The organism is Anaerotignum sp. MSJ-24 (genome assembly GCF_018918145.1).
Lineage (GTDB): Bacteria > Bacillota > Clostridia > Lachnospirales > Anaerotignaceae > Metalachnospira.
In genome coordinates this window covers 65,869-89,270 of sequence record NZ_JAHLPX010000011.1, presented here as the reverse complement: position 1 = coordinate 89,270, position 23,402 = coordinate 65,869, and the positions used below count along the sequence as shown (strand labels likewise).

Sequence of the window (23,402 nt, the reverse complement as noted above, 5' to 3'; positions counted from 1 at the left end):
AAATGGGGCAATTTCTGTATGTATCAAAGCTTTATCTTTAATACACTTATAATATACTATTACTATGTGTATAAATTATGAACAAAGAATGAAATTTTTCCAAACAAATAATTAATTTCGGATTAAAGAAAAATAATGTTTTTAATAACGTACTTCACTTTTTTATGGTATAATTAATTTATATCATTGTTTATATAGTCTTGTTATCTAAAAGGAGGCTTCTTTATGAATATCGTTGATCTTATCATCAAAAAGCGTGACGGCGGAAAGCTGACAAAAGAAGAAATCGAATTTTTTATAAAAGGCGTTACCGATTCGTCCATACCCGATTATCAGGTATCCGCCATGCTTATGGCTATATATTTCCAGGACCTTGATAACGAGGAAACTTCCGAGCTTACCATGGCAATGGCACATTCCGGCGGAACATTCGACCTTTCCTCCGTTGAGGGCATAAAGGTTGACAAGCACTCAACCGGCGGCGTTGCCGACACAACAACTCTCATACTTGCACCTCTTGTTGCAAGCTGCGGAGTTCCCGTAATAAAAATGAGTGGCAGAGGCCTTGGATTTTCCGGCGGAACGCTTGACAAGCTGGAGTCTATTCCCGGCTTTAAAATCGACGTTACCGAGGAGCAGGCGCTTGAATATGCAAAAACAAGCGGTATAGTGCTTATGAGCCAGACCGACAACCTCACTCCTGCCGATAAAAAGCTTTATGCACTCCGCGATGTAACCGGAACTGTTGATAACCTTGCGCTTATTTCCGGAAGCATTATGTCCAAAAAGATTGCTGCCGGTGCAGATGCAATCGTGCTTGACGTAAAATGCGGCAGCGGTGCTTTCATGAAGGATTATCCTTCGGCAGTAAAGCTTGCAAAAACAATGGCTGAAATAGGCAAATCCGTCGGAAGAAACGTAACAGCAGTAATAAGCAGTATGGATCAGCCTTTAGGCATGAATATAGGAAACTCTCTTGAGGTTATCGAGGCAATCGAGGTTCTCAAGGGCAATGTTAAGGGTGATCTTCTTGATGTTGCACTTACTCTCGGTGCATATATGCTCATCGGTGCAAAAAAGGTTAATTCCGTTGAAGAAGGCATTTCTATGCTCACCGAAAACATAAACAACGGCAAAGGCCTTGCCAAATTCAGAGAGCTTCTTATACAACAGCATGGCAATCCCGACATAATCGAGGATTATTCACTTCTGCCTCTTTCCAAAGCAAAGCTTGAGGTCAGAGCAGACAGCGACGGCTATATTTATTCAATGAATACTGCGGAAATAGGTCGTTCATCTCTCGAAACCGGTGCCGGACGCGCATCCAAAACCGACAGCATAGATTTCGGTTCAGGCATAATAATGAAGGTTCGTATCGGTGATACTGTATCCAAGGGCGATGTAATCGCAGAAATATACTCGGCAACCGAGGAAAAATGTATATCTGCCGGAAAATACCTTAAGGACGCTATCGAAATTAAGGCTGAAAAACCTGAACAGCCGAAATTAATTCTTGATATAATATCTTAAAAACCAAGGAGGACAAATAATGAAAAGAGCAGCTATAATTGTACTTGACAGCGTTGGAATCGGAGAACTTCCCGATGCCGCAAAATACGGTGACGAAGGCTCCAACACACTTGTAAATATCAAAAGAAACTATCCCGCACTCGATCTTAAAAATATGTGTGCTTTAGGTCTTGGCAACATCGAGGCAGACGGAGCAGAGCTTTTAGGCAAGGTTGACGCTCCTAAGGGTGCCTACGGCAGAATGTTCGAGGCTTCCAACGGAAAGGATACAACAACGGGCCATTGGGAAATTTCAGGTATTGTAACGGAAAATCCCTTCCCTACCTTCACAGAAACAGGCTTCCCCAAAGAGCTTATGGATAAGTTTGAAGCCGCAATCGGAAGAAAAACTCTCGGAAACTATTCCGCATCGGGCACAGTTATCATCAACGAGCTTGGCGATGAGCACGTTAAGACAGGCTATCCCATCGTTTACACATCAGCCGACTCCGTATTCCAGATTGCCTGCCACGAGGACGTTATTCCCGTTGACGAGCTTTACAAAATCTGCGAAACAGCAAGAGAACTTCTTGTCGGAGATTATGCCGTTGCCAGAGTAATCGCAAGACCTTTCATCGGCAAGGGCAACGGAAACTACACAAGAACAGAAAGAAGAAAGGACTTCTCTCTTGCTCCCACATCAACAACAGTGCTTGACCTTATCAAGGAAAAAGGCATGGACGTTGCCGCAATCGGTAAAATCGAGGATATTTTCGAGCACCGCGGAATGACAATGACAAACCACACAACAAACAACAACGACGGTATAGACAAAACAATCGAATTCCTCAAGAAGGATTTTGAAGGTCTTCTTTTCACAAACCTTGTTGATACAGACATGATTTACGGCCACAGAAACGATGTTAAGGGCTATGCGGAGGCTCTTATGTATTTCGACAGCAAGCTTCCCGAAATACAGGCAGCCATGAAGGACGAGGATATTCTTATAATAACAGCAGACCATGGCTGCGACCCTACAACACCGAGCACAGACCATTCAAGAGAATATGTACCTCTTCTTGTATGCGGAAAGCATGTAAAGGAAAACGTAAATCTCGGCACAAGAAAGACCTTTGCCGATGTCGGAGCTACTGTTGCTGAATATCTCGGAATTGACGAGCGTTTCGGTGCTACAAGCTTCTTAAAGGATATATTAAAATGAAAATACAAATTTTACAGCTTACGGAAGGTGCAAAGCAGGCAACAGGCATAGCCGTTGTCATTGATGTTTTCAGAGCCTTCACGACTGCCTGCTTTATTATGAATAACGGTGCTGAATGTATATATCCCGTCGGTGCGGTGGAAACAGCCTTCAGGCTTAAGGAAGAAAATCCCGACATAATACTTGTCGGTGAACGGAATGAAATTATCGTTCCCGGCTTTGATTACGGAAATTCTCCGGCTAATATCGAACATACTGATTTCACCGGCAAAACAATCGTCCACACAACAAGTGCCGGAACACAGGGCATTGTAAATGCAGTCAATGCAGACGAAATAATAACGGCATCCTTTGTAAATGCTCCGGCCGTTGCAAAGTATTTAAAGAAAAAAAATCCCGAAACGGTTTCCTTCGTATGTATGGGCAAATGTGCTGTTGAACCTGCTGAAGAGGATACCTGGTGTGCCGAATACATTTCCTCTTTGATTACAGGCACTCCCTATAACGTAGAGGAAAGGCTCAAGGAACTGAGAAACCTTGAAGGCAGAAGATTTTTCAGACCGGATAACCAGCTTCAATGCCCGGAACGTGATTTTTACCTTGCAACACAAATCGGATTGTTCGACTTTGTTCTTAAAGCCGAATGTATAGATAAAGCAGTTCCGCTTTATAGGCTTAATTTTGCGGATAAAACCAGATAAAGCATATTTTTAAAAGCATTTCATTAACTTGGAATGCTTTTATTTCGTTTATTCATATAAACATTACGGTTTATATGGTTTTTATTGACATTGGTACTGCCTTTTAAAAAACTCCTTTATATGATATAATAAATTATTATAAAAAATCGGTTTAATGGCAGTGAACCGATTTTACGGCGCAGTGTTATATTAATTTAGGAGGAATTAAATTATGGGAGAAAAACAATGGGGCAGCAGAATAGGCTTTCTGCTTGCAACTGCGGGTGCAGCCATAGGTCTGGGCAACCTTTGGAAATTCCCGTATCTGATGGGCGAAAACGGTGGATTTACATTTCTTGTTGTATACCTCATTTTCGTACTCATTCTTGGTCTGCCCTGTATGATGCTTGAAATGAGCCTTGGACGATACACAGGGCGGGATCCTATACAGAGCTACAAAATAGTCAATCCAAAAGCGAAAATCGTAGGTATCTTCGGCGTACTTGCTCCGTTCATCATTCTCAGCTATTACAGCGTAATAGGCGGTTGGCTTATCAAATACGTTGTGAGCTATGTAACAACCTTTAATGCACCGGCTGATTTCGGCGCATTCATAGCAAGCCCGACAACCGTTATATGGCATTTCATATTCATGGCAATGGTTATCTATGTATGCTACAAAGGCATAGGCGGAATTGAAAAAGCAAGCAAAATCATGCTTCCGGCTCTTTTTGTGCTTCTTATTATAATCATTTTCCGTTCGGTTTCACTCAAAGGCTCTATGGAAGGAATAAAGTTTATATTTGCTCCGAAGAAGGGCTTTTCCCTTGCGAGCGTTAATGCCGCTCTCGGGCAGGTATTCTACTCACTCAGCCTTTGCATGGGTATAACAATAACCTACGGCAGTTATTTATCAAAAAAAGAAAATATACCCAAAAGCTGTGCAGTTGTTGCCGGAATGGACACACTTCTTGCCATTCTTGCCGGAATAGCAATATTCCCTGCCGTATTCGTATTCGGTCTTGAACCCGGACAGGGCCCCGGACTTGTATTCGTTACACTTCCGAAGGTTTTCGGTGCAATGAGCGGCGGTTCGATATTCGCCATAGCGTTCTTTATACTTATGTTCTTTGCGGCTCTCACCAGTGCAATCGCCCTTCTTGAGGTTGTTGTTTCCTTTGCCATAGATTCATGGGGCTGGAGCAGAAACAAATCCGTTGCGGTTATGGGTATTGCCGTTGCGGTACTCGGCATACCGAGTGCTCTTTCGTCCGGTCTTCTGGCTGATGTAACAATACTCAATTATTCGGTATTCGACTTTATCGGAATGATATCCGACAACATTCTTCTTCCTATCGGCGGAATACTTATGTGCTATTTCATCGGTTGGAAATTCGACATCACAAAGCTCACAGACGAAATGGAGCAGGGCTGTCCAAACTTCAAAATCAAAAAGCTCTGGATAGCAAGCATTAAATATGTAGCTCCAATACTTCTTATAATCGTAACCGTATCGGGCTTTGTCGGCGTCTACCACAGCATAACGGGTATGTAAAAACTTAAATTGAAATCTCGGCAACCCTGTATTTCCATTGTGAAATGCAGGGTTGTTTGCATTTTTATACAAAAATTCGCCAAAAAAAATAAATTTATTGATAAAATATTCAAAAATATATTGCAATTTCGGAAAATACCGATATAATATTTCGTGTTTATTTTAATTAATTTATTAGTTTAATATTAGTAAACAAAAGCCATAAGTTTTAAATCTTTGATAATTTGTTTAGTAATTGTAAACAAGCCAATGTATTTTTTATTTTAAGTAGGCAAAGAAAGTAATCGAAAAGAAAAATTATCTCTGTAATTTTTTAAGCGGTGCCATTATAGCATCAACACTCTCGAAAAAGCAAAGGAAGCTGCCGAAAAGCTTGATACAAAAACAGCACAGTACAACAAAGACGGCATTGAAAACAGTGCCGAATACAACAAAAAGCTCTATGAAATATTCAAAGAAATGCGTCAGAACCTTGTGTCATTCACATGGGAAACGGAAATAATATTCCCTACCGAACAGAGCCAGAACAATATAGCCGCTCTTGAGGACGCAATATCGGCACTTAAAGACGGCAACGGTGACTACGCATATGACGAATGCCTTTCGGGTGTAAACTATAACTGGTACGCATATGAATTTGAAAAAGAGGCTTTTGATTTCCAGACAAAAAGAATGCGTGACAATGCAGTCGGTACATGGGGCGAAGGACTTATATTAAATCCCGGTGAAAACCTTTATGATGTAATAGCCTTCCTCAAGGAAAATTACGGAAACGAAAACACAGATTATACAGAGGTTATATCCACACTTGAAAAAGCACTGGAAAATCAGAAAAACTACCTTAACACGGCAGTAGAAAAGGAAAATACATTCCTCAAAAGCATAACAGAAAAAATGAACGAAATACATCATTTGCACGATCAATGGTAGACCAGCACACCTCTCGATATATGGATAAAATCAGCTTTGCTCTTTCATACAGAACCTTCTCGTCAATGTTCTGCATCCGGCAAAGCATTCGAATATTGCTTAATACCTGTGTATTATATCTGCTCATTCAGAATCTCCTTTCAGCCTAATCCATAAAATAAGAATTCCTTTCTAACTCCTGTCACTTGGCTAAAGGGAAACAAATACCATGGGACAAGAATGACTATAACTTCCGATGTATGATAAAAAACAGAAGCAAGAATCGGAAGTTCTTGACTTTATAAAAGTTCCGATATATAATTAAGCAGAACTAAAACTTCTGTTCTGATTCTCATTATAACATCTTCCAGAAGTTTGTCAACAAATAATCGGAAGTTACGTATAAATATTTTTTGAAAGGAAGGACAGTACCATGACATTTGGAGAAAAAATTAAAGAAGCTCGTTTGGCTATGAATCTATCTCAAACGGAGCTTGCCCAGATGATCGGCATCTCCGAAAGATCCCTTTACACCTATGAGCAGCTCGGAACACTCCCCAGAAAAAGCAACATCAAAAAACTTGCTGAAGCGCTGCATATCTCTGTGTCCTATCTTTTGGACGAATCTGAAACGGACAGCCAGAGCCATATAGATCAGGATATGTTTATTTTAGAGGCAAAGGAAAACTTCGGTTCAAAGGGAGCAAAAGAAGCTCAGGAAGTGCTGGGGCGTGTAAATTCTCTGTTTGCCGGTGGAGAATTGGACGAGGACGCAAAAGATGTATTCTTCCAGGCGATTATGTCAGTTTATATGGACTCTAAGAAAACAGCACGGGAAAAGTACACTCCGAAGAAATACAGAAAGCATAAAGATAAAGAGTAAAATCCTCAAGCACAGAATATGTTTTCTGTGTGCGATTCGGAGGTGAAGCAAATGAAAACGGCAGAGCATATCATTGAAACTGTCGATAAGCTTGTGCGAAAATATCAAACCAGAGACCCTTACGAGTTGTGTCAGCTGTTAGGTATCAAAATCCATTATTACGATTTACAGAAGAAATTGAAGGGCTTCTTTTATTACCAGGAAGCCAAATAGATTCATCGTCTGGAAGTTCAAAATCATCTTCCGTACATTTTCTGATAATATGTTTTGTTTTCTCCATCGGCAAAGGCACCTTTTCCTCTGCAAAGTATTCTTTCTTTACGACTTCAACTACTGCTTCGTGATTATCTTTGCCAGCAGGAACGATCACGAAATCTCCCACCTGAATAGAATCGTCATCCGAAATATAATAGTAGCTCTTACACCCATCTTCAAACTCTACGCTGCAATAGATAATATCATTGTCACAGAGCCGCACCTTTCCATACACAGACGGGTTCATAATTTCACCCCACCCGTAGAAAGACATAAATTCAAAGACGGATTCCATAAACTCCGTCCAATCGTCCGGAAGCCCCTTTTTATCGTAGGTTCCTTGAATGAGCTTTTCATTGCCCTTTTGAGAAATAACCTTAATGGTGTAGTCTATGGTTTCAAGCGGGTCAACCACTACATTCTCCGGGTTTCCTTCTATATGGTCAAAGATGCTTTCTGCATCCATATCTTCAAGAAGGCTTTCAACCCCGTTCTCAACTTTATATTTTCTGCTTACAGAGCACCCAGAACCGATATTCTGAATGTGTTCAATGCTTTCACTCTCTCTGTCCACAATTAAAGACTCTGTATAATCCCAGACAGCGTATTCTGCGTGTTCTGAAATAGGAACTTTTGGCTTGATCTTTGTGATTCGATGATAGTTTACTTCGATTCGATTCACCATATCAGGCTTATTATTTCCATCAAAGGCGTACAAATCAGGCATTTTCAAACTGTCACGCAGCAGATCTGACAGGTCAATTCCGTCCACTTCAAAAGACGAGCATAACGAACCGCTGAACTTATAGACCTTTCCTGCGGTATTGGTCAGCTCCATATTCCAGTTTCCAATATCAGTTGCAAAAACTTCATCGTACCCATTGCTGAAATACTCTGTAAACGCAGAAATGATTCTGGCGGCAACCGCTTTATCAATCCGCAGATTCTGACTGTGGGCTTTTTCGTATCGACCATCTCTGCGCTGTCCGAAAACATACGAAGAAAACCATACTTGTCCTTCTGCATTGAGGGTTATGTGCTGTTCAACTTCTTCATCCGGTTCCGGGCAAGGCCCATAGCCAAGCCGATTGGAAACAAGCCGAATCTTTCTAAGCTCACCTTTGAACAGGAAGGGATTCTCACCGGAAAGTAGGGCAAGGCGGCTCAATGCCAGAATAAACCACGAACGATTTTCGGTGTTCAAGATGGCTGCTGCATCGTATGCCCAATGATTAAAATATCGCCATTGGGAATAGATTGCCGATCCAAGCAGTTTAATGTCCGTAACCTCGTCAATGATACGATTTAGCGCATCACAACTGCTTGCTGCATCGCCATATTTTTCTGAAAAGGCATGGCCGCAATCCATCTGGAATCCCAATGCCTGACAATCATCAGCCAGGTAATGGTCAACCAGCTCTATGTAGCTGATTTTCTGATCTCTGAATTTCTCAATCCACTTTGTGGCGAATAAGTGTACTTGCTCTAAATACTCCATTGCGACCTCCTTCCGAATCGGATTAAAACTCCTCCCAAGTCCGACCGTTCAGATCATTTGCGATTACATCGGTGTTAGGCATTGTTTTATATCCGAACATATCAGCAAGATTGAAGAACTTGCTTTTTTGAATTGGGTTCTTACTGCTTTTTCTAAAGTCCATCGGATAGAACTTTTCAACGATAAAATATCTATGGCTAATCGTCCGAAGGTTATAGCCATAATGATCTGCACGACGGATCGCTTCGTTGATGCGTTCAATCTCATCTGCGGTAGGTTCGGCTCCGCTTTCGGCACGATAAGTCATGCTGCCGTTATTTTCCACTGCGATGATGGTCTTTTTCAGCTTACCAATGGCACGGATACTCTTGTCCTTATACAAGCCGATATATCCATGTTCTAAGAAGTTGCGGGACTCCTGGTCATAGAACAAATCCAAATCCATGTTATCCTGAAAAGTTGTACCGGCTACGATTGCTCGCATCCATTTATAGCCATCCGGTATCAGCTTCTCATCAAAGCAATACTTCTTGAAATCGTCTAAAACGGCGATGATTTCCGTATCTCTGTCGTCAACAATATCTTCCATAGCATCCACAAGCTGCTCGAATGTCAAGTTGACGTGCTTGATCGGATGGATAAGCCGGGTTGCATTTTCACTGTTATACTTTTTTAGTTCAACCGCCAGTTCATCAAACAGTTGCGGTTTCATCGGCTTGGGGTCAAGGGTGAGCAAAACCTTTATATCCTCAGCGCCAAACTGCTCCAGATGATTTACAAGCTGTTGCTTATAAAACTGATTGTAGAGCTTTGTTTCTACCACTATTTTGAAACTCTTTTGGCTGATAACCGCATCCGGAACGCTATCGTCACCAACGACCTGCAAATCAAATGTGATTTCCGGGCTTTCGTCCTCTCCAAGAATAAGGCTGTTCAGCATGGAAAAGAACTTATCAGCGTTATAGTTATACAAACGAGAGAGCATCAGCATGGTGTTTGAGGTATCCACATTTTCTTTGGAGTGGTATCTCTGAAAATAATGTATCTGCATATCGCACCTCCTAAAACCCATCTGCCGTTTCGTTTGCGTTACCGGGTCAGTTGATAACTCAATTCCAGCAAGGGCTTGATTTCATCTGCTGAGACTGTACCATCGAGAAGAATGCTGATCCAATTCTCTTTGTTCATGTGATAGGCGGGAAAGAATCCTTTTTTCATGCGCAGTGAGCCTATCATCATCGGATCGCACTTGATGTTCAGAACATCAACCGTTTTATCTTCTGCCAATCCCAGCTTTCTTGCATTGACTTCAACCACCAACGCAAACCACTTTTTATTGTTCTTATGGCGCAAAACGCAATTCCAGTCATTCCACGGGTAATCTGGTTCTGCTCCATAGATTTCTTTTGCCCATTCAAATAGTTCTTTTCGTTCCATCGTTTCCATTCCCATATGATAAGGCGGTACAACATTATGTTGACATTTTTTGCTTTATTCCACTCCCAATGCCTTAAACACAGCATCCTCGGCGCTCTGATACGGAATCAGCTGGAAAGCCGACATCAAGTCTGCGGGTACTGTTACAAAATCAATCATTGATACAGCCGGTAACAGCACTTTCTTTGCACCGCAATCCACGCAAGCCTGCAAGGTATTCGCCAACTCGTCTACCTTAATCAAAGTGCCGCCGATAGAAATATCGCCAAGTACCGCAAGGCTGCTTAATGTCGGGCGACCAATGGCAATCGAACACAGCGAGATCACTGTGGGAAGCGCCAGTTTGTCGGTCATTCCGATGCCCTGGAGGTCTTGATAGTTGATGATATAATCCTTATCTGTGGTACTGATGCTGCCGCTGATACGCCGTGCATTTGCTTTCAGGAAATTGAATGCAATGTTGACCGCATCCTTGGCTTTGGTATCGCTGCCCAAACCGGTTTTATCGAATTTGCCGTTACCGGGCAGCATTTGGCTTTCCAAGCGGAATGCACCAATCATACCAGACTTGCCGTGAGAAACCGTATATACTTGCCCCGGTGTACCCAATCCTTCGGGAATCAGCGTATCACCGCCTTGCTCCGGAACAGAAACATACTTTTCTTCAAAGGTTTCGTTGTCGATGTAGGAGAAGTTCACATCGTAGAACTCTATGCCACCCAGCTTTTTCAGCTGTTCCTTTACACGCCGACGCATTTCCAAGGAAAGCCGCAGCACTTCTTCCAGTTCATCCTTAGTAAATTCCCCGTTAGGGTACATCAGCTTCAGATAACCGTCTACCATGCGGCGCACAGCAATCGTATCACGCTGGTTCAGATTTTTACCCAATCTGAAATACTTATCCAGCGCATCGCCATACTGTACCTTGCGCAGCTCACGAATAAACTCTGCCAGATAGTCGCTGATAAATCCATAGCTGTTGGTAAAATGCTCCGGACGGAATTTTGGGATTTCCCAACCGGGCAGGTAGCAATGAATACGATCCAGGAACGCTGTGTCAGTGCCCATCTCAGGCGGGAAGGGGTCAAACAAGCTGCTGGTTTTTAACAGCACATCTACGCTCTGATTGATATTGCCTACAAAGACCATAGATGCCGAAGCTGCTTTTTCCTCTTTGCCACGGGCAAAGGAGCCTGACGCCATGTAGTCCTTCATGATCTGTACGCCATCTTTATCCTTAAAGCGGATACCGGCTACTTCATCAAATGCCACACAGTCCCAAAGGCCAACCAAACCCACGGTTTTGCGCCCCATATTATAAAACAGGTTGGCTACCGTAGTTTGACCACCGGATACGAGAATACTGTTCGGGGAAATTTCTTTATACAGGTGAGATTTACCCGTGCTGCGAGGCCCCAACTCACATAAGTTGAAGTTGTTCTCCACCAGCGGAATCATACGAGTCAGCAACAGCCACTGTTCACGCACAGTCAGGGACTCCGGCTCATAACCGGCAGAGCGCAGCATCAACTCCATCCATTCTTCTTTGGTAAACGCTTTGCGCCCTTTCTGCAATTCGGGCAAATCAATATGCGGCATCTGAATGGGCGTCAGCTTATCAATGCGAATAGGCGCAGCGTTCTTTTCTTCCTCAATAAATTCATAGCTCAGCTGAACGATGCACCAAATACCGCCGTACAAAAGGCGGTCGTACTTTTCCGGGTATCCATCGGCAATCGGAATATCCTTAATGCCCAGGTTAGAAAACTCCGCAAGATATGTATTCTTGCGCATATCCAAATGCACGGTGATCATGTCGATTACCGTATGGCTGCCACGAGAACGCAGGCGTGAAAGGATTTTTTGTGCTTCATCAGGGCGCACAAAGTTATCGCTTAAAATATGTTTTACCGTTTCAACGCCGCTTTCGATGATTTCGGGGTCGTCGCTGCTGCAATACTGTCCCAGCAGAAATTCCAGGACATACACAGGAACATTTGCGCCTTCCTTGATCTTTTTAGTCAGGTCTTTGCGCACGATTTTTCCCTGAAAAACATCCTTCAATCGTTCGTCATAGCTGCGCTCGTCACACACATTTTCTTCGGTCGGCTCTGTTTCAGGCGACACGCTTTGATTCAGCTCTCGGCTAAATTTGTTATATTTTTCATCCAGATCCGGCATAGTTCCATCCTCCTGTCATTGTCAATCCTGGGCTGAGATTAGCTGATCGAGGTATCTTTGCACATCGTCGCCGTCATATCCCGCTTCCAAATATTTTCCCATCATTTCAGTAACAAGTCTGTGGACTCAGCTAAAGAAATCAAACTCATCCACAGCGAAAGCAATGTCAATCTGGAACGGTTCACGCTGTGGCATCTGTAATCCCTGCTCATCCGCAATTACCAGATAATAAGTAGCCGTGTTGCTATATTTCAGCGATTTCAGATTGAACTGGCAGCGGAATGTCCGCTCTGCACCGTTGTCGCTTGTCTTATCTGCAATGATTTTCTGAACATCACTAATTTGCTTGCCGTTTTCATCCGTAAAGTAAACCTGATAGGTTGCCGCTTCACGGTTTGCACCAACTGCATCCTTCTGATAGAAATTCAGAGAGAATATCATATTGCTGATTTTGCGGCTTGCAGACAGCAGATTGACCGTTACCGGTTTGGTATCATACTTCTGCTTGTTGCGCTTATATTCCATAGAATCGTTACGGAGATAGTGGTATTCAATCACCGGAACAACCATTTCCTGCAAGCTGATACCGCCATGCACGAAGTTCAAGCCGCCGCCGTTCATTTTGATACGGATGCTTTCTCTCGGTGCAAAGCCATTATATTCCGTATTGCCGCCCAGGAACTTTACCGGCAACAGATAGTTTGGCTGAGCGCCTTTCTGCATGATTGCATAGCGTCTGCCATATTCCACATCCATGCCGTTAAAGCTGGACTTGTCCACTTTGTCGTCCTCGGTAAGAGGGCTGTATGTGTAAAGGAATCCATGGTCGGCGGTAATCAAGATATTCGTTCCACCAAATTCATTCACGATAATACGAACAAGGTTCTTCAATTCCGAAATTGCCTTATCGCAGGCAGCGAATACGGCAGTATCAGAAGTATGGCTGGCTTCATCAATCGTATCGTGATAGATATAAACCACATCCATGCCTTTTACCAAAGCGCTTCGCTCGGCTCGTTTCATTGCAATAATATCGTTATATTTCAGCGCCACACTCGCAGAATCTTCCGATTTCAGAATCTTGTCCCGATAGCCGCTGGCGGTAGGCTGTCCATCTGCCAATACGGTCAGAACATCGTTACGAAGCTCAGCAGTCAGCTTCTTATGCGGCAGCAATGCCGCCATACCAAACTTGGTGATAGACGGGAAGATGCTCTGCATACTGCTGATAGCAACTTTGCTCTGCGTTTCTCTTTGAAGCTGGTCTGCCATAGCTGCTGCCACTTCATAGCGCATGGCATCCGAAACAATCACAAACACCTTGTTCTCGGAAGTCCTGATTCGGGAACTGTAAAAATTCTCCTGCTGCGGCACTTCCAGAACCTTGCCGTAGGTTGCCAGTTCTTCCGCACATACATCCGACCAGTTGTTGCCAAGTTCACCCAAGAACCAGTGGGTATAGAGTCCTTCCACTTTATCGACAACGTGCTTGAACAGGTCATCCAGCAGAATATTGGAGGTTTCCAAACTCTTTTGGAAGCTCAGGTGGAACAGGCGATAATAGGTGTCCATCCGATAATAGCTTTCCGTGTATTCTTTCCAGATGCCCTTTGCTTCTGCGGTATGGAACCCGGCAGAATGCTCCTTGAAGAAGCTCTGCATATTGGCTACCTGCAAAATGCCGTTATAGAAGTTCTCAAACGACTCGTACCATGCACAGGTTCTCCGTTTTTCGACTGTGGAAACAATCGTATCCACATCAATGATATGGTCGCTGATTTCTGTCATAAGCTTAGTCAGAATCACTTCGTTGATGCAAGGGAAGCACTCTGTCGCTGCCAAATCGTCCACTGTCAGCTTTTCAAATCTCTGATGAAGGCGGGCTTCCTCCTCAACATATCGAGCCACATCATAAAGCTGCTGAACATCCTCAACATGAAGCCATTCAGAGATAAAATCATAGCAATATGCCTGATGCGGCACGGAAATGAACTTATCCAGTCCGGCAAGATATTCCTGCCGCATGGTGCGGGTAGCGGCGGTCAACAGCAAATGAATTGCCAGCTGTCCGAGATCCGGTTCTTCCTCAGCAAATCCGCATCCCTGACGCACCATTGCCCAAAACGCAATATCTGCATGGTATTTTACGAAGTCTTGATAAATCGCATTGTGGTTCAAATCCAGTCCTGCCCGGAACACGCTGCGAAGAATCTTATTCGGCTGTGCTTCTTTCAAGCCGCAGATTGCCGCCATCACAGCCATGTGCAGCTGTGCCGGAGTAGCAGGAATTTTATTCTGGCTGCTTATCTTCTGACGGCGTTCCTTCGCATTGAAATAAATACGATAATTCTTGACCTGTTTTCTCATAGCCGGATTTGAAGTAAGCCCCATCTCATCCATCCAGATAGAAATCAAGTCTGCCCGGAACTCCTCACTGTAAAGCTCCACATCCAGAAGCCAGTTATCATCCGGTTGGTCATATACCAGTGGATCGTAAACCAGATAGTTTGTCGTCAGATCGTCCACTGAAAGCAGCTTCTTGATGGAAAACGTATTGCTGCCCGTAAGGGCAACCACCTTGGCGTTTTCCAGAACCACTTCGTCCAGCTTGTCCTCAAACTCTTTATCCTCATCGTACCAGAAGATGATACGGCGCTGATAAAACTCCGGCAGGGGGGCAGCAAATCTGCGATTCAGGTCTTGTATTACTTTGTCAGTATCCATGCTGCAATTCCTTCCTTCCGTAATATTTTACATAAATTATGTTTTATAAAGCACATCCTCTTTAGCCAGTTATAAACTTCCAGGTATTCACTTAATATGACCCTAAGAATAGTTCCTGTGGCGATCAGCTTTTTTATAATATCCCTGCTGATTTCTTATTTTGAACATCAGTAACCAGTTCGTCCATCAATTTACTTTTTATATCATTCCAGGACTTTCCACTGTCAACATCAAGCTGGTCCTTGCACTTCTTCATCACACTAACAATGATCTTCCGAACATAGTTTTCCATTTCGACAAGTTCCTGTTTGGAAATATTGCTTGTATCTCCCTCATGTAGTGACTCTGAACGATAACGATAGAAGTTCAACATTTTATCACGAATGTATCTGATTTCATCATCATTCGTTCCGAGCAATACAGCAACACGATTAGATAACATTTGCTTTTTTCCTGGCTGATTTATCGGAAGTAACACCATTTCTAATGCCGTAGTATATTGTTCAAATCCTGTCGGCTGGTCAGACTGTTCGAGGCCCCAAGCAAATTCATCAATAATAGGTTTCATTGTATCATAGGTCAGCGTTTCATAATTTCTTAGAAAGTGATTACAGCCTTCAACCTCTTCCGGATTAAGCTTAAATTTGCGTTCGTCATAAATGTTTCTGGTGCTGTTTTGACTCGTATGATTCAGTGTGCTGTTTATAAAACCATACAACCGAAATTTATAGCTAAAAAAGGTTTGGTATGTGCCAATATTGCCATTTGAAAACAAATGCAACAACGAAAATATTTTGTGCAGATATTTCGTTTCTTGTTCTTGATATGCGCTAATCTCATCCTCGCACAGAAATGTTTTATCGGTAAATACAGCGCCTGAAGATATTTGTGGACCTTCTATTTGAAAAATCTGCTCTTTCTTTAGGCAAATAAAATAAACGCCATTTTCATCGTGCAAACGTGAACCCATATACTCGATGTTTAGCTGCTTTTTTCCATTCTCAACCTCTGATTTGAACGGGAAATTCTCCAGATAACATTTCTCGATAGTATAGCCGTTTCCCAATTCAAGATTAAGTATACTTTCATCACAGTACATTATAATGGCTGCAATTTTTACAGCTACATCAATCAAAATATCACCTCCATCACCGCAGTCCTTTATCTTTCAAGTATTTACCGAGGCTGAGTTTCTTTTCAACTTTCCAGGCTTCATAGCCATTTGTGCTACGCCCAGTCACAAACTGGGCTGCTGTCGAAGGACTCGTAAATTCACAGTTTTTAATGATGTTACCGTCTTTATCCACATATTCGGGATTTTCACGATATGCTTTTGCAAGCTTTCCACCTCTGATGTGCTCTGCAAAATCCAAGTTGATTTTTCCTCCTGCAAGAACGGTCATTACCTTTCCGTCATATTCTGCCGTAGCAGATGCAATTCCTGTACGTTGTGTAATGTTAACTATGATTTTCATAATCATCATCTTCTAATTATAATTTCTTTAATACTGTATCAAAAATCGCATAATTCTTCTTCACGCCATCGTCCAGGTCAATAGAGATCATCTGGTCGGCAAGGTGATGAATCTTTTCCTCGTAGGCTCTGATTTCGGTATCCTGTGCCTGCAAGGTGGTCAGTTTTTTGTTCAGCTTCACACGCTCACCAGTGGAAGCATTGGCAATGCGCTGTTCCAGATCAGCAATAGCAGTGCGGTAACGAGCCTGCTGTTCATGCACATAATCGGTACGAATACGGGCAATGGTGTCCGGCTGATAGCGGTGCATATAGATCAGCGCCTTAAAGCCGTTCTTCTTGCCGCTGTCAAACAGCCAGTAAATCGGGCGTTTCTGATAAATCTTGCAATGGTCGGAGTAGAAGTCGCTCAGGAAGTAATTGCGAATCACATCCTTCGGCTGACCCTTGCCGCCGAGGGCATCCGCAATAAATTTCAGGTTTTCGTCCAGCGTGTCCTCGCTGTAGACCGTTTTCACGAACTTCACGAACAGACCGACAATATCATCCTCGAAATATTCATCGTCACAGATGGGAATAATATTATCCTTATCCGCAGCGAAAGAAGTATACTTGCTGTTGTCCCATTCGCCACCTGCATAGGCAAGTCCGTCCACATCCAGAGAGTAACGACCGAACATACAACCAACTGCATAAGAAATGAAAGAGCGAATATCTCTGCCAATGTCAGCTTTGCGGACAGTGACATCCTTATCCTCAACCTCCGGTGTCAGTTCATTCTGCAAGCCATAAATATCAATGAAAATACGGTTCAATTCTTGCTCATTGGCTTTCAGCTGATTGAAATGGTCATCACATTCAGTTTGCCACTGGGTAAAGGCTTTGGCAATGGTCGAAACTTTGCGGAGCAATGGATGGTGTTGAAAGTCCCATGAGGTTTCAAAAGAATTCCAGTCATCTTTTGCAAAATCTACACACTCCATTGCCAAAGCAATAGTTCTTTCTTTGGCAGATTGAAGCGGTATTCGCAAAGAATCAACATATCCACTTAACATATTAGTAGTTGGGTTAATTAACTGCATTTCACTTCGTGCGACGACAGAATTTGCAAATGCAAGTGCATACATTAAATTATCTTTATTCGCCGCATATGCGACTAAACTGGCACTTTCAAACAAATATCCTTGCTCACAAAATCTGAATGCCATCCTTGTAGAAATACGATTCCATGTTATATATGGCAAAAAATATATTTCTCTGGATGGAAGTTTATTTCCACAATTTGAGAGTTTTTTGTATCCTGCTTTATCGTAAGTAATTACAAACCAGTTATTTCCGTACCACTTTCTATACAATCCACCTTTGATCAACGGAGCAAATTTTTTCCCTGATGTCCAAAATGTTTCAGAATCTTTACAGGCAAATTTAATGTGCGTATATGGGACTTCCCAAAATTGTTTGATGAACAACTCATTATTTCCCGTAGTAAGACCATCTCTTGATGATACATATTGAGTAATCTGTTCACCATTTTCAAATATTTTTTTAAATCCTGTTGAAATCCAATATGCTATCGGAGCGCCAGGAATTATTGTAAAGTTTTTTTGTGAAGCTATATACCTATTATCTCCACTCATAAAGGCAGCTTCTTTTTCGTCTTGCGATGAAAAATCAACAAGTCTATTATACTGTCCTTTATAACTCAAATAACCATTTTTAGATACCCATGCTACTGTTTGAACTATTTCTCCACCAATTTCTTCAAATGCTCGTGCCCCTAAATGGCACATATTTATTATAATTTTATTATTTACTAGATATTCTCTTAACGATTCAAAGCTGGACAAGAACATCCAATTTTGCATGGTTATCATTGCCTGATAACCATAACTTTTTAACATTTGTCCACAGTGTTCAATAAAAACAGCAAACATATCCGCCTTGCAACGTGAATATTTTTTCTTCACGTAACTCGACAACATAATTCCCATTGCATCAGAACCCAGATAAGGCGGATTTGTCACAACTACATCATATTTCTGTGCCAATGCTTCTGCCACCTGCACTAATGGCAACAACTCTCTCAGTGCTGCTTCACGAGAGATATGAATATCTTCCTTGATTTCTGCAAAGCGGGCATACAGCGCAGCCCAATCCTGCGGTGTTACAGTCAGAATAGAGCCGTATTCCTTAGCATCATGCAGTTCGCTGATAATGGTGTCCATAGTCTTTTTCAGCTTGGCATCGCCATTGCAGAAATACTCCAACGCAAACGAATCCACATGGTTGCTCTCCACAATAGCATATACATGGGGCTGAATACCACGACTGAAGAAGCGGCGGTCATACTGACGAGCTTTCATCATCACCGCAAAATAAGCCAACTGCGCCACACGATCATCAATATCCAGACCGTAAAGATTGTTCTCCACAATGCTTGCCACTGCTTCACGGGTAGTATAGCCGTAGGATTCATAAATCTTCATCAGCACATCGAACATATACGCAAGGATATGACCGGAACCGGAACAAGGGTCAATGACTTTCAGTTGATCCGGTGTCAGAGCGGCGTATTCCTTGCGGATCTCTGCAAGCTGTGCCTGCACTTCCGGCTCCTGCTCGGCTTCTTCCAGATAGTAATGCCATTTGGTATCTTCCGGGTCACGGTTTCCTGCAGCATAAGCAGACTGTTCTTCCTCTGTCGGTAAAAGCTGCTCTTTGACATCCGGGTGTCCCTCCAGCCATAAACGACCAAGACTGTTCTCTACCATATAGCGAACAATCCAGTCCGGTGTGAAAAGCTGAGTTGCTGCAGGGATTTCATCTTTATTTAACTTGCCTTTTTTTGAGAGTGCCGCAGCTTTGGGGTCAATATTATAAAATTGATATAACCAGCCGATGATCTGTACAGCATCCTTCCAATCGTCCTCCGGTATCAGCTCAATCATCTGCTGAATGATACTGCCTTCACGGAGCAGGTTGTCCGGCAGAAGAAGCTCGGTATAATCCGCAATCTTCTGGAACATTCCCGGCAGAATCTTATTCAGAGCGTTGCACTGCACAATCAGCAGATATTTATACAGTTCTTCGGTCTTTTCGGCATCTTTCAGCTCATAGACCTTTTCCATATCCAATCCATCCAAATCCAGATGAATGGCTTCGGTTATAATCTGCGGCTTAAAGTTGTTTTCCTCGTCCGTGAATACACGCACATGGGAAGGGAGGTAGCCGTTGACCTCCATGAAACGCAGGGCAGAGAAGCGGTTGAACCAAGTGTAGGCAACCTCCTCCATAACCTGCTTATAGCCTTTGTCGTTTATCTCGGCAATCAGAGCCTTGCGCTGCGCCTTTTTATCGGCAGTCAGCACCTTGCCGCCAACGCTGTCCGCATTGGCATCCACCATGTTGTCCTCAGTAATACCGTATTCCACGCCTTTCAGGGAAACACGGGCGATCAGCTCGGTTCTTGCCCAGACAGCAAATTTTTTAATCGCATTCTTATCCATCATTCGACTCCTTAATTCAGCTTAATCTCATCGCAATTTTTCAGCAACTGCTTCAGCTGAGAACGAATCTTCTCTACATAATCATCAATATCCGCATCCGTCTGTAAGGTCTTTGCCTGGAACACAACCTGACGGTTATAGGCACGAACGACCTTCTTTTTTGCCGGGGCTGCTTCTTTACCTGCCTGATTCGGCTGAGGCTGCGGCTTCGGTGCAGGCGGGGCGAGAACGGCTTCGATTTTGCTGACCGTATCATCCTTGTACTGACACATCGGCAGGAACATAGCATCCAAAAGAGCAAGGCTCTTTAATTCTGCAATTTTTTCCTTACACTGGCTGAAATAGCGATCCGACTTTTCAATCAAATTGGATGCTTTGGAATCACCGTTTGCGGCAGTGTGGGTCGCTTCCATACACTGACGAACCGTTTCCAGAACCTCGGCACGTTTTTCTTCCAGCATCTTATCATGGGCGGTGCGAACCGTATCCATCAACGGGTTCAGCTCACGAATCCGGTCATATCTAAACTTCGTACCCATCTGAATCGTGATAATCAAACGAATGGTGTTCAGCGCCTTGTGTGCTTCCTCATTTTCCGCAATGCGGTCAAGGTCGTCATGCAGCGATTTTTCAAACTGCACTGCCTGATCGAACACCGTAACCTGCGTTTTGAAGAAGTTTTCGATGCCGTTGCTCATCGTTTCCTTGTTGTCGAACAGGTCATCTTCTTTTTTCAGCACTCGCTCAATCAGGGCAATGTTGTCCTTCTTCTGGGAAAGAACATCGTCCATCAGATGAATGGCTTCCTGCACCAATCCGTGATCCGGGTATTTGTGCCCTTCATAACGGGCATCCAGAGAAGCATAGTATTCACGCTGTTCTGTAAATTTCTCAGTTACGAAGCGGATCAGACCATCCTCATCGTCCGGCACATCCATAATGTCGAAATACTCTCGGAGCATTTCCTTGACATCACGCATCATTGTAGCGGAGATGGTTTTACGCTTGCTGATAGAGGTTTTACCAATCTCGCTCTTTTTGCGCAGCATATCCGGCAGCTTCGGGTCACCGGGTTGAATGGTGTTGCCCGCATACTTGATGGTTACTTTCTGGGCATAGATCAGCTGTGCCGCAACCGCAGCAATGTCGATTTCCTTCCAGCCATAAGGAATTGCACTGTACTTGCTCTGAATATCTGCCATAGAGGTAGGCAGCTTCTTCGCATCCTGCATTTCCAGATATTCTTCCATGGCAGAAGCTGCTTCACGGTTCGGTTCCGTTCCGGGAATCATCGTTTCGGTTCCGTTCAGAATGGCGATAATGTCGGCATCGCTGTCAGCATTCTTGGTAATCAAATCCAGCTTGCTATATACATGGGCAACCAAATATTCCAGGGACTGGTCAATTCTGCTTTTGGCATTTCCAGATTTGATCTCCAGATGTTCACCATCCACATAGAACTGCGCTCCCTCAATAGCCTTCTGCAATTCAGTCATGGCACTCAGCTCATATTTTCCGGCTTCGTCCTGCTGATCGCTGATGATTTTCTGCACACTCTTAGGCAGCTGGCTTACATTTCGCTGTTTTACATATTTGCGAATCTTCATGGCAGATTCCAGAGATTCGTAGTAAGGGGTATCCGCCAGAACAACGATCGCTTCGTTGCCTTTAGACTCTGCCATCAAACGGAACTCTGTCTTTTCCGTAGCATCCGTTGCAACCGTCAAAAAGCGCAGGCGCATACCGCCAGTCGTTACACCAACGGTGATTCCGTCCACCATCTGGTCGAAGGCGAAGTCATATTTTTCGTAGCGGAACTTCTTGGTTGTGAAAATATCGCCGTAGATCATCTGGGCAATACGCTCCACAATAGAAGCGGTATCCACATTGGTATCTCGGATTTCACGCTGAATATCCTGTTCTTCATCAGTCAGGAAGTTATAGGTATCACCGGTTCTGCCGATATAATTCTGACTCATCAAGCGGTCAAGACAACCACGAACCGATTCACGCATGATGATTTTATCTACACGAATATCGTCTGCCATCAGGATTACGATATTGTCCAGATTAGAAGGAATATCATCAATGTAGCGAATCAGATACAGGAGCTTCAATACATCAACATCCTGCTGCTCAATGCCATCACCGTTGTCAGCTGCTTTCTGGCAGCGCTCAATCACTCGACGGATAGAACCGTCCAGGAAAGTATGTACGGTATCATAAAAACGGAAGAACGGAACGAGGGCATACTCGTCCCTCTCCTGAATTTTCTGTGCAGCTTCCTGGAATCCGGACAGCATGGAACGCTCACCACCGGACAGGTGCTTACCGGAATTTCCGTGCTTACGGATTTCAGCAAACACCTTCTGCATGATGATGAACTGGTACGGCACGAACGGGAAATTGTCCGAAAACTCCATCGAAGTTGAGTAGCCCTTAATATCCAGAATCGAGCCACTGAAACTGAACAGGTTACGCAGAACAGAATTATTCTGCTCATAAACTGTCTCCAGCTCTTTGGCTGCGTCCGGTTTCTTTTTCAGAATACGCTTCTGAATCACTTCGTCCACAGAGGAAGAAGATAAGCTCAGTCTCGTTTTGAAACGAGCCTGAATACGGGAGAACTCATCAGCACGAACCTTGATGATTTCATCAATGGCTTCTTGTCCGGTGCAGATCACCCAGATCTTGCCTTCGCACTCACTGCCGATTTTCTCGGTCAACGACTGGAGGTTCAACAGCATATCGGTATCAGTACCGACATACTGACCAACTTCGTCGATCATAAACAGCAGACGGAAGTTTGCGGGCTTGGTATCCACATAGGCTTTCATATCTTCCACAAGCTGTGCAATCGAAATCTCTGTGGAGGTTTTATCATTAAACCATGCTTTGGCATCGTCCTCACTCATATCCAGAACTTCCATCAGGGTAGGGATGATGAACTTGCCGTTAAATGCAAATGCACGGCGCATCTCCAGCCAGGATTTGCCCTTCTTTTCTTCAAAAACTCTGCGAAACTCAGCAGTCTTGCCCTGCTGGTCAATATAACGCTCCATCATGGCAACCTTTAAGTTTTCGCCGTAAAATCCCAGATGGTTATAGAACATCTTTGTGAAAACACGAAGAACAGCAGTCTTGTCTTTGTTGCTAAAGCCTTCAATATCAATGTTGAAAAGAATGGTTTCCGTCTGACCCTTTGTAGCACGGTCAATCAGCATAAAGGTTGCCGGATCATCTTCAAACTTTTTCCGGAAACGCTCTACACTGCGAATGCCCTTAACTGCTTTGTTCTCCAGAAGATAAGAGAGCATTTTCAGGAAGTGAGATTTACCACTTCCAAAGAAACCAGAAATCCAAACGCCCATATCGGCGGTCGGCTGCTCAAAGGCATCGCCATAATAATTGAAAAAGGTAATGAAATGCTTCTTCAATTCCTTGGTGATAACATACTCATTTAATTCCTGCTCGATCACATCGTCAGCAGCCTGATCTACTTTAATAACACCATTGATTTTGCGGTTGATGTCATCCGCAAACATATCTCGAATTATCATGGCTTTATC

At 43.4% G+C, this 23,402-nt stretch carries 15 protein-coding genes; 6 read left to right on the top strand and 9 right to left on the bottom strand.

What is annotated here, in order from left to right; genetic code table 11:
* Positions 1-225: 225 nt before the first annotated feature.
* The 6 genes from KQI66_RS10720 (at position 226) to KQI66_RS10695 (ending at position 6,758) form a co-directional block, all read left to right on the top strand.
* The gene (locus tag KQI66_RS10720; protein WP_216429353.1) at positions 226-1,530 is read left to right on the top strand and encodes a thymidine phosphorylase; all 1,305 of its coding nucleotides are present in this window, start codon (positions 226-228) and stop codon (positions 1,528-1,530) included.
* Between the two features lie 19 nt (positions 1,531-1,549).
* Entirely contained in the window at positions 1,550-2,731 is a 1,182-nt protein-coding gene (locus KQI66_RS10715; protein ID WP_216429352.1) for a phosphopentomutase, read from the top strand.
* Positions 2,728-3,432 carry a 2-phosphosulfolactate phosphatase gene (locus KQI66_RS10710; protein ID WP_216429351.1) on the top strand — a complete coding sequence of 235 codons (705 nt, stop codon included), beginning with the start codon at positions 2,728-2,730 and terminating at the stop codon, positions 3,430-3,432. Before KQI66_RS10715 ends, KQI66_RS10710 begins: the two co-directional genes overlap by 4 nt.
* Positions 3,433-3,640: 208 nt before the next feature.
* The gene (locus tag KQI66_RS10705) at positions 3,641-4,966 is read left to right on the top strand and encodes a sodium-dependent transporter (protein WP_216429523.1); all 1,326 of its coding nucleotides are present in this window, start codon (positions 3,641-3,643) and stop codon (positions 4,964-4,966) included.
* 459 nt (positions 4,967-5,425) lie between these two features.
* Positions 5,426-5,896, top strand: a complete 471-nt coding sequence (locus KQI66_RS10700; RefSeq protein WP_216429350.1) for a hypothetical protein — start codon at positions 5,426-5,428, stop codon at positions 5,894-5,896.
* Positions 5,897-6,308: 412 nt separating this feature from the next.
* Entirely contained in the window at positions 6,309-6,758 is a 450-nt protein-coding gene (locus KQI66_RS10695) for a helix-turn-helix domain-containing protein (protein WP_216429349.1), read from the top strand.
* Positions 6,759-6,903: 145 nt separating this feature from the next.
* On the opposite strand, the gene KQI66_RS10690 is transcribed toward KQI66_RS10695, so the two are convergent.
* The 9 genes from KQI66_RS10690 to brxC all read right to left on the bottom strand — a co-directional run bounded on the left by KQI66_RS10690 (position 6,904) and on the right by brxC (position 23,393).
* Positions 6,904-8,511 (bottom strand): hypothetical protein, encoded by a 1,608-nt coding sequence (locus tag KQI66_RS10690; RefSeq protein ID WP_253287753.1) that lies wholly within the window; start codon positions 8,509-8,511, stop codon positions 6,904-6,906.
* 22 nt (positions 8,512-8,533) lie between these two features.
* Positions 8,534-9,562, bottom strand: a complete 1,029-nt coding sequence (locus KQI66_RS10685; protein WP_216429347.1) for a hypothetical protein — start codon at positions 9,560-9,562, stop codon at positions 8,534-8,536.
* Positions 9,563-9,600: 38 nt separating this feature from the next.
* Positions 9,601-9,957 (bottom strand): MmcQ/YjbR family DNA-binding protein, encoded by a 357-nt coding sequence (locus KQI66_RS10680; protein ID WP_330655127.1) that lies wholly within the window; start codon positions 9,955-9,957, stop codon positions 9,601-9,603.
* Between the two features lie 45 nt (positions 9,958-10,002).
* Positions 10,003-12,129 (bottom strand): protease Lon-related BREX system protein BrxL, encoded by a 2,127-nt coding sequence (gene brxL, locus KQI66_RS10675; protein WP_216429345.1) that lies wholly within the window; start codon positions 12,127-12,129, stop codon positions 10,003-10,005.
* Between the two features lie 126 nt (positions 12,130-12,255).
* On the bottom strand, positions 12,256-14,853 hold the full coding sequence (gene pglZ, locus KQI66_RS10670) for a BREX-1 system phosphatase PglZ type A (protein WP_216429343.1): 2,598 nt from the start codon (positions 14,851-14,853) through the stop codon (positions 12,256-12,258).
* A 133-nt stretch (positions 14,854-14,986) separates the two neighbouring features.
* Entirely contained in the window at positions 14,987-15,988 is a 1,002-nt protein-coding gene (locus KQI66_RS10665) for a hypothetical protein (protein ID WP_216429342.1), read from the bottom strand.
* Between the two features lie 13 nt (positions 15,989-16,001).
* Entirely contained in the window at positions 16,002-16,328 is a 327-nt protein-coding gene (locus tag KQI66_RS10660; RefSeq protein ID WP_216429340.1) for a DUF4357 domain-containing protein, read from the bottom strand.
* Between the two features lie 16 nt (positions 16,329-16,344).
* A complete protein-coding gene (gene pglX / locus KQI66_RS10655; protein ID WP_216429337.1) occupies positions 16,345-19,833 on the bottom strand; it encodes a BREX-1 system adenine-specific DNA-methyltransferase PglX in 3,489 nt (1,162 codons plus the stop codon).
* A gap of 11 nt (positions 19,834-19,844) precedes the next feature.
* Positions 19,845-23,393 (bottom strand): BREX system P-loop protein BrxC, encoded by a 3,549-nt coding sequence (gene brxC, locus KQI66_RS10650; RefSeq protein WP_216429335.1) that lies wholly within the window; start codon positions 23,391-23,393, stop codon positions 19,845-19,847.
* Positions 23,394-23,402 lie beyond the last annotated feature (9 nt).

Excerpts from the sequence above, each read along its gene's own strand:
- KQI66_RS10720 (WP_216429353.1), top strand. The coding sequence starts at position 226 with ATGAATATCGTTGATCTTATCATCAAAAAGCGTGACGGCGGAAAGCTG.
- KQI66_RS10715 (WP_216429352.1), top strand. The coding sequence starts at position 1,550 with ATGAAAAGAGCAGCTATAATTGTACTTGACAGCGTTGGAATCGGAGAA.
- KQI66_RS10710 (WP_216429351.1), top strand. The coding sequence starts at position 2,728 with ATGAAAATACAAATTTTACAGCTTACGGAAGGTGCAAAGCAGGCAACA.
- KQI66_RS10700 (WP_216429350.1), top strand. The coding sequence starts at position 5,426 with ATGCGTCAGAACCTTGTGTCATTCACATGGGAAACGGAAATAATATTC.
- KQI66_RS10695 (WP_216429349.1), top strand. The coding sequence starts at position 6,309 with ATGACATTTGGAGAAAAAATTAAAGAAGCTCGTTTGGCTATGAATCTA.
- KQI66_RS10690 (WP_253287753.1), bottom strand. The coding sequence starts at position 8,511 with ATGGAGTATTTAGAGCAAGTACACTTATTCGCCACAAAGTGGATTGAG.
- KQI66_RS10685 (WP_216429347.1), bottom strand. The coding sequence starts at position 9,562 with ATGCAGATACATTATTTTCAGAGATACCACTCCAAAGAAAATGTGGAT.
- KQI66_RS10680 (WP_330655127.1), bottom strand. The coding sequence starts at position 9,957 with ATGGAAACGATGGAACGAAAAGAACTATTTGAATGGGCAAAAGAAATC.
- brxL (WP_216429345.1), bottom strand. The coding sequence starts at position 12,129 with ATGCCGGATCTGGATGAAAAATATAACAAATTTAGCCGAGAGCTGAAT.
- pglZ (WP_216429343.1), bottom strand. The coding sequence starts at position 14,853 with ATGGATACTGACAAAGTAATACAAGACCTGAATCGCAGATTTGCTGCC.
- KQI66_RS10660 (WP_216429340.1), bottom strand. The coding sequence starts at position 16,328 with ATGAAAATCATAGTTAACATTACACAACGTACAGGAATTGCATCTGCT.
- pglX (WP_216429337.1), bottom strand. The coding sequence starts at position 19,833 with ATGGATAAGAATGCGATTAAAAAATTTGCTGTCTGGGCAAGAACCGAG.
- brxC (WP_216429335.1), bottom strand. The coding sequence starts at position 23,393 with ATGATAATTCGAGATATGTTTGCGGATGACATCAACCGCAAAATCAAT.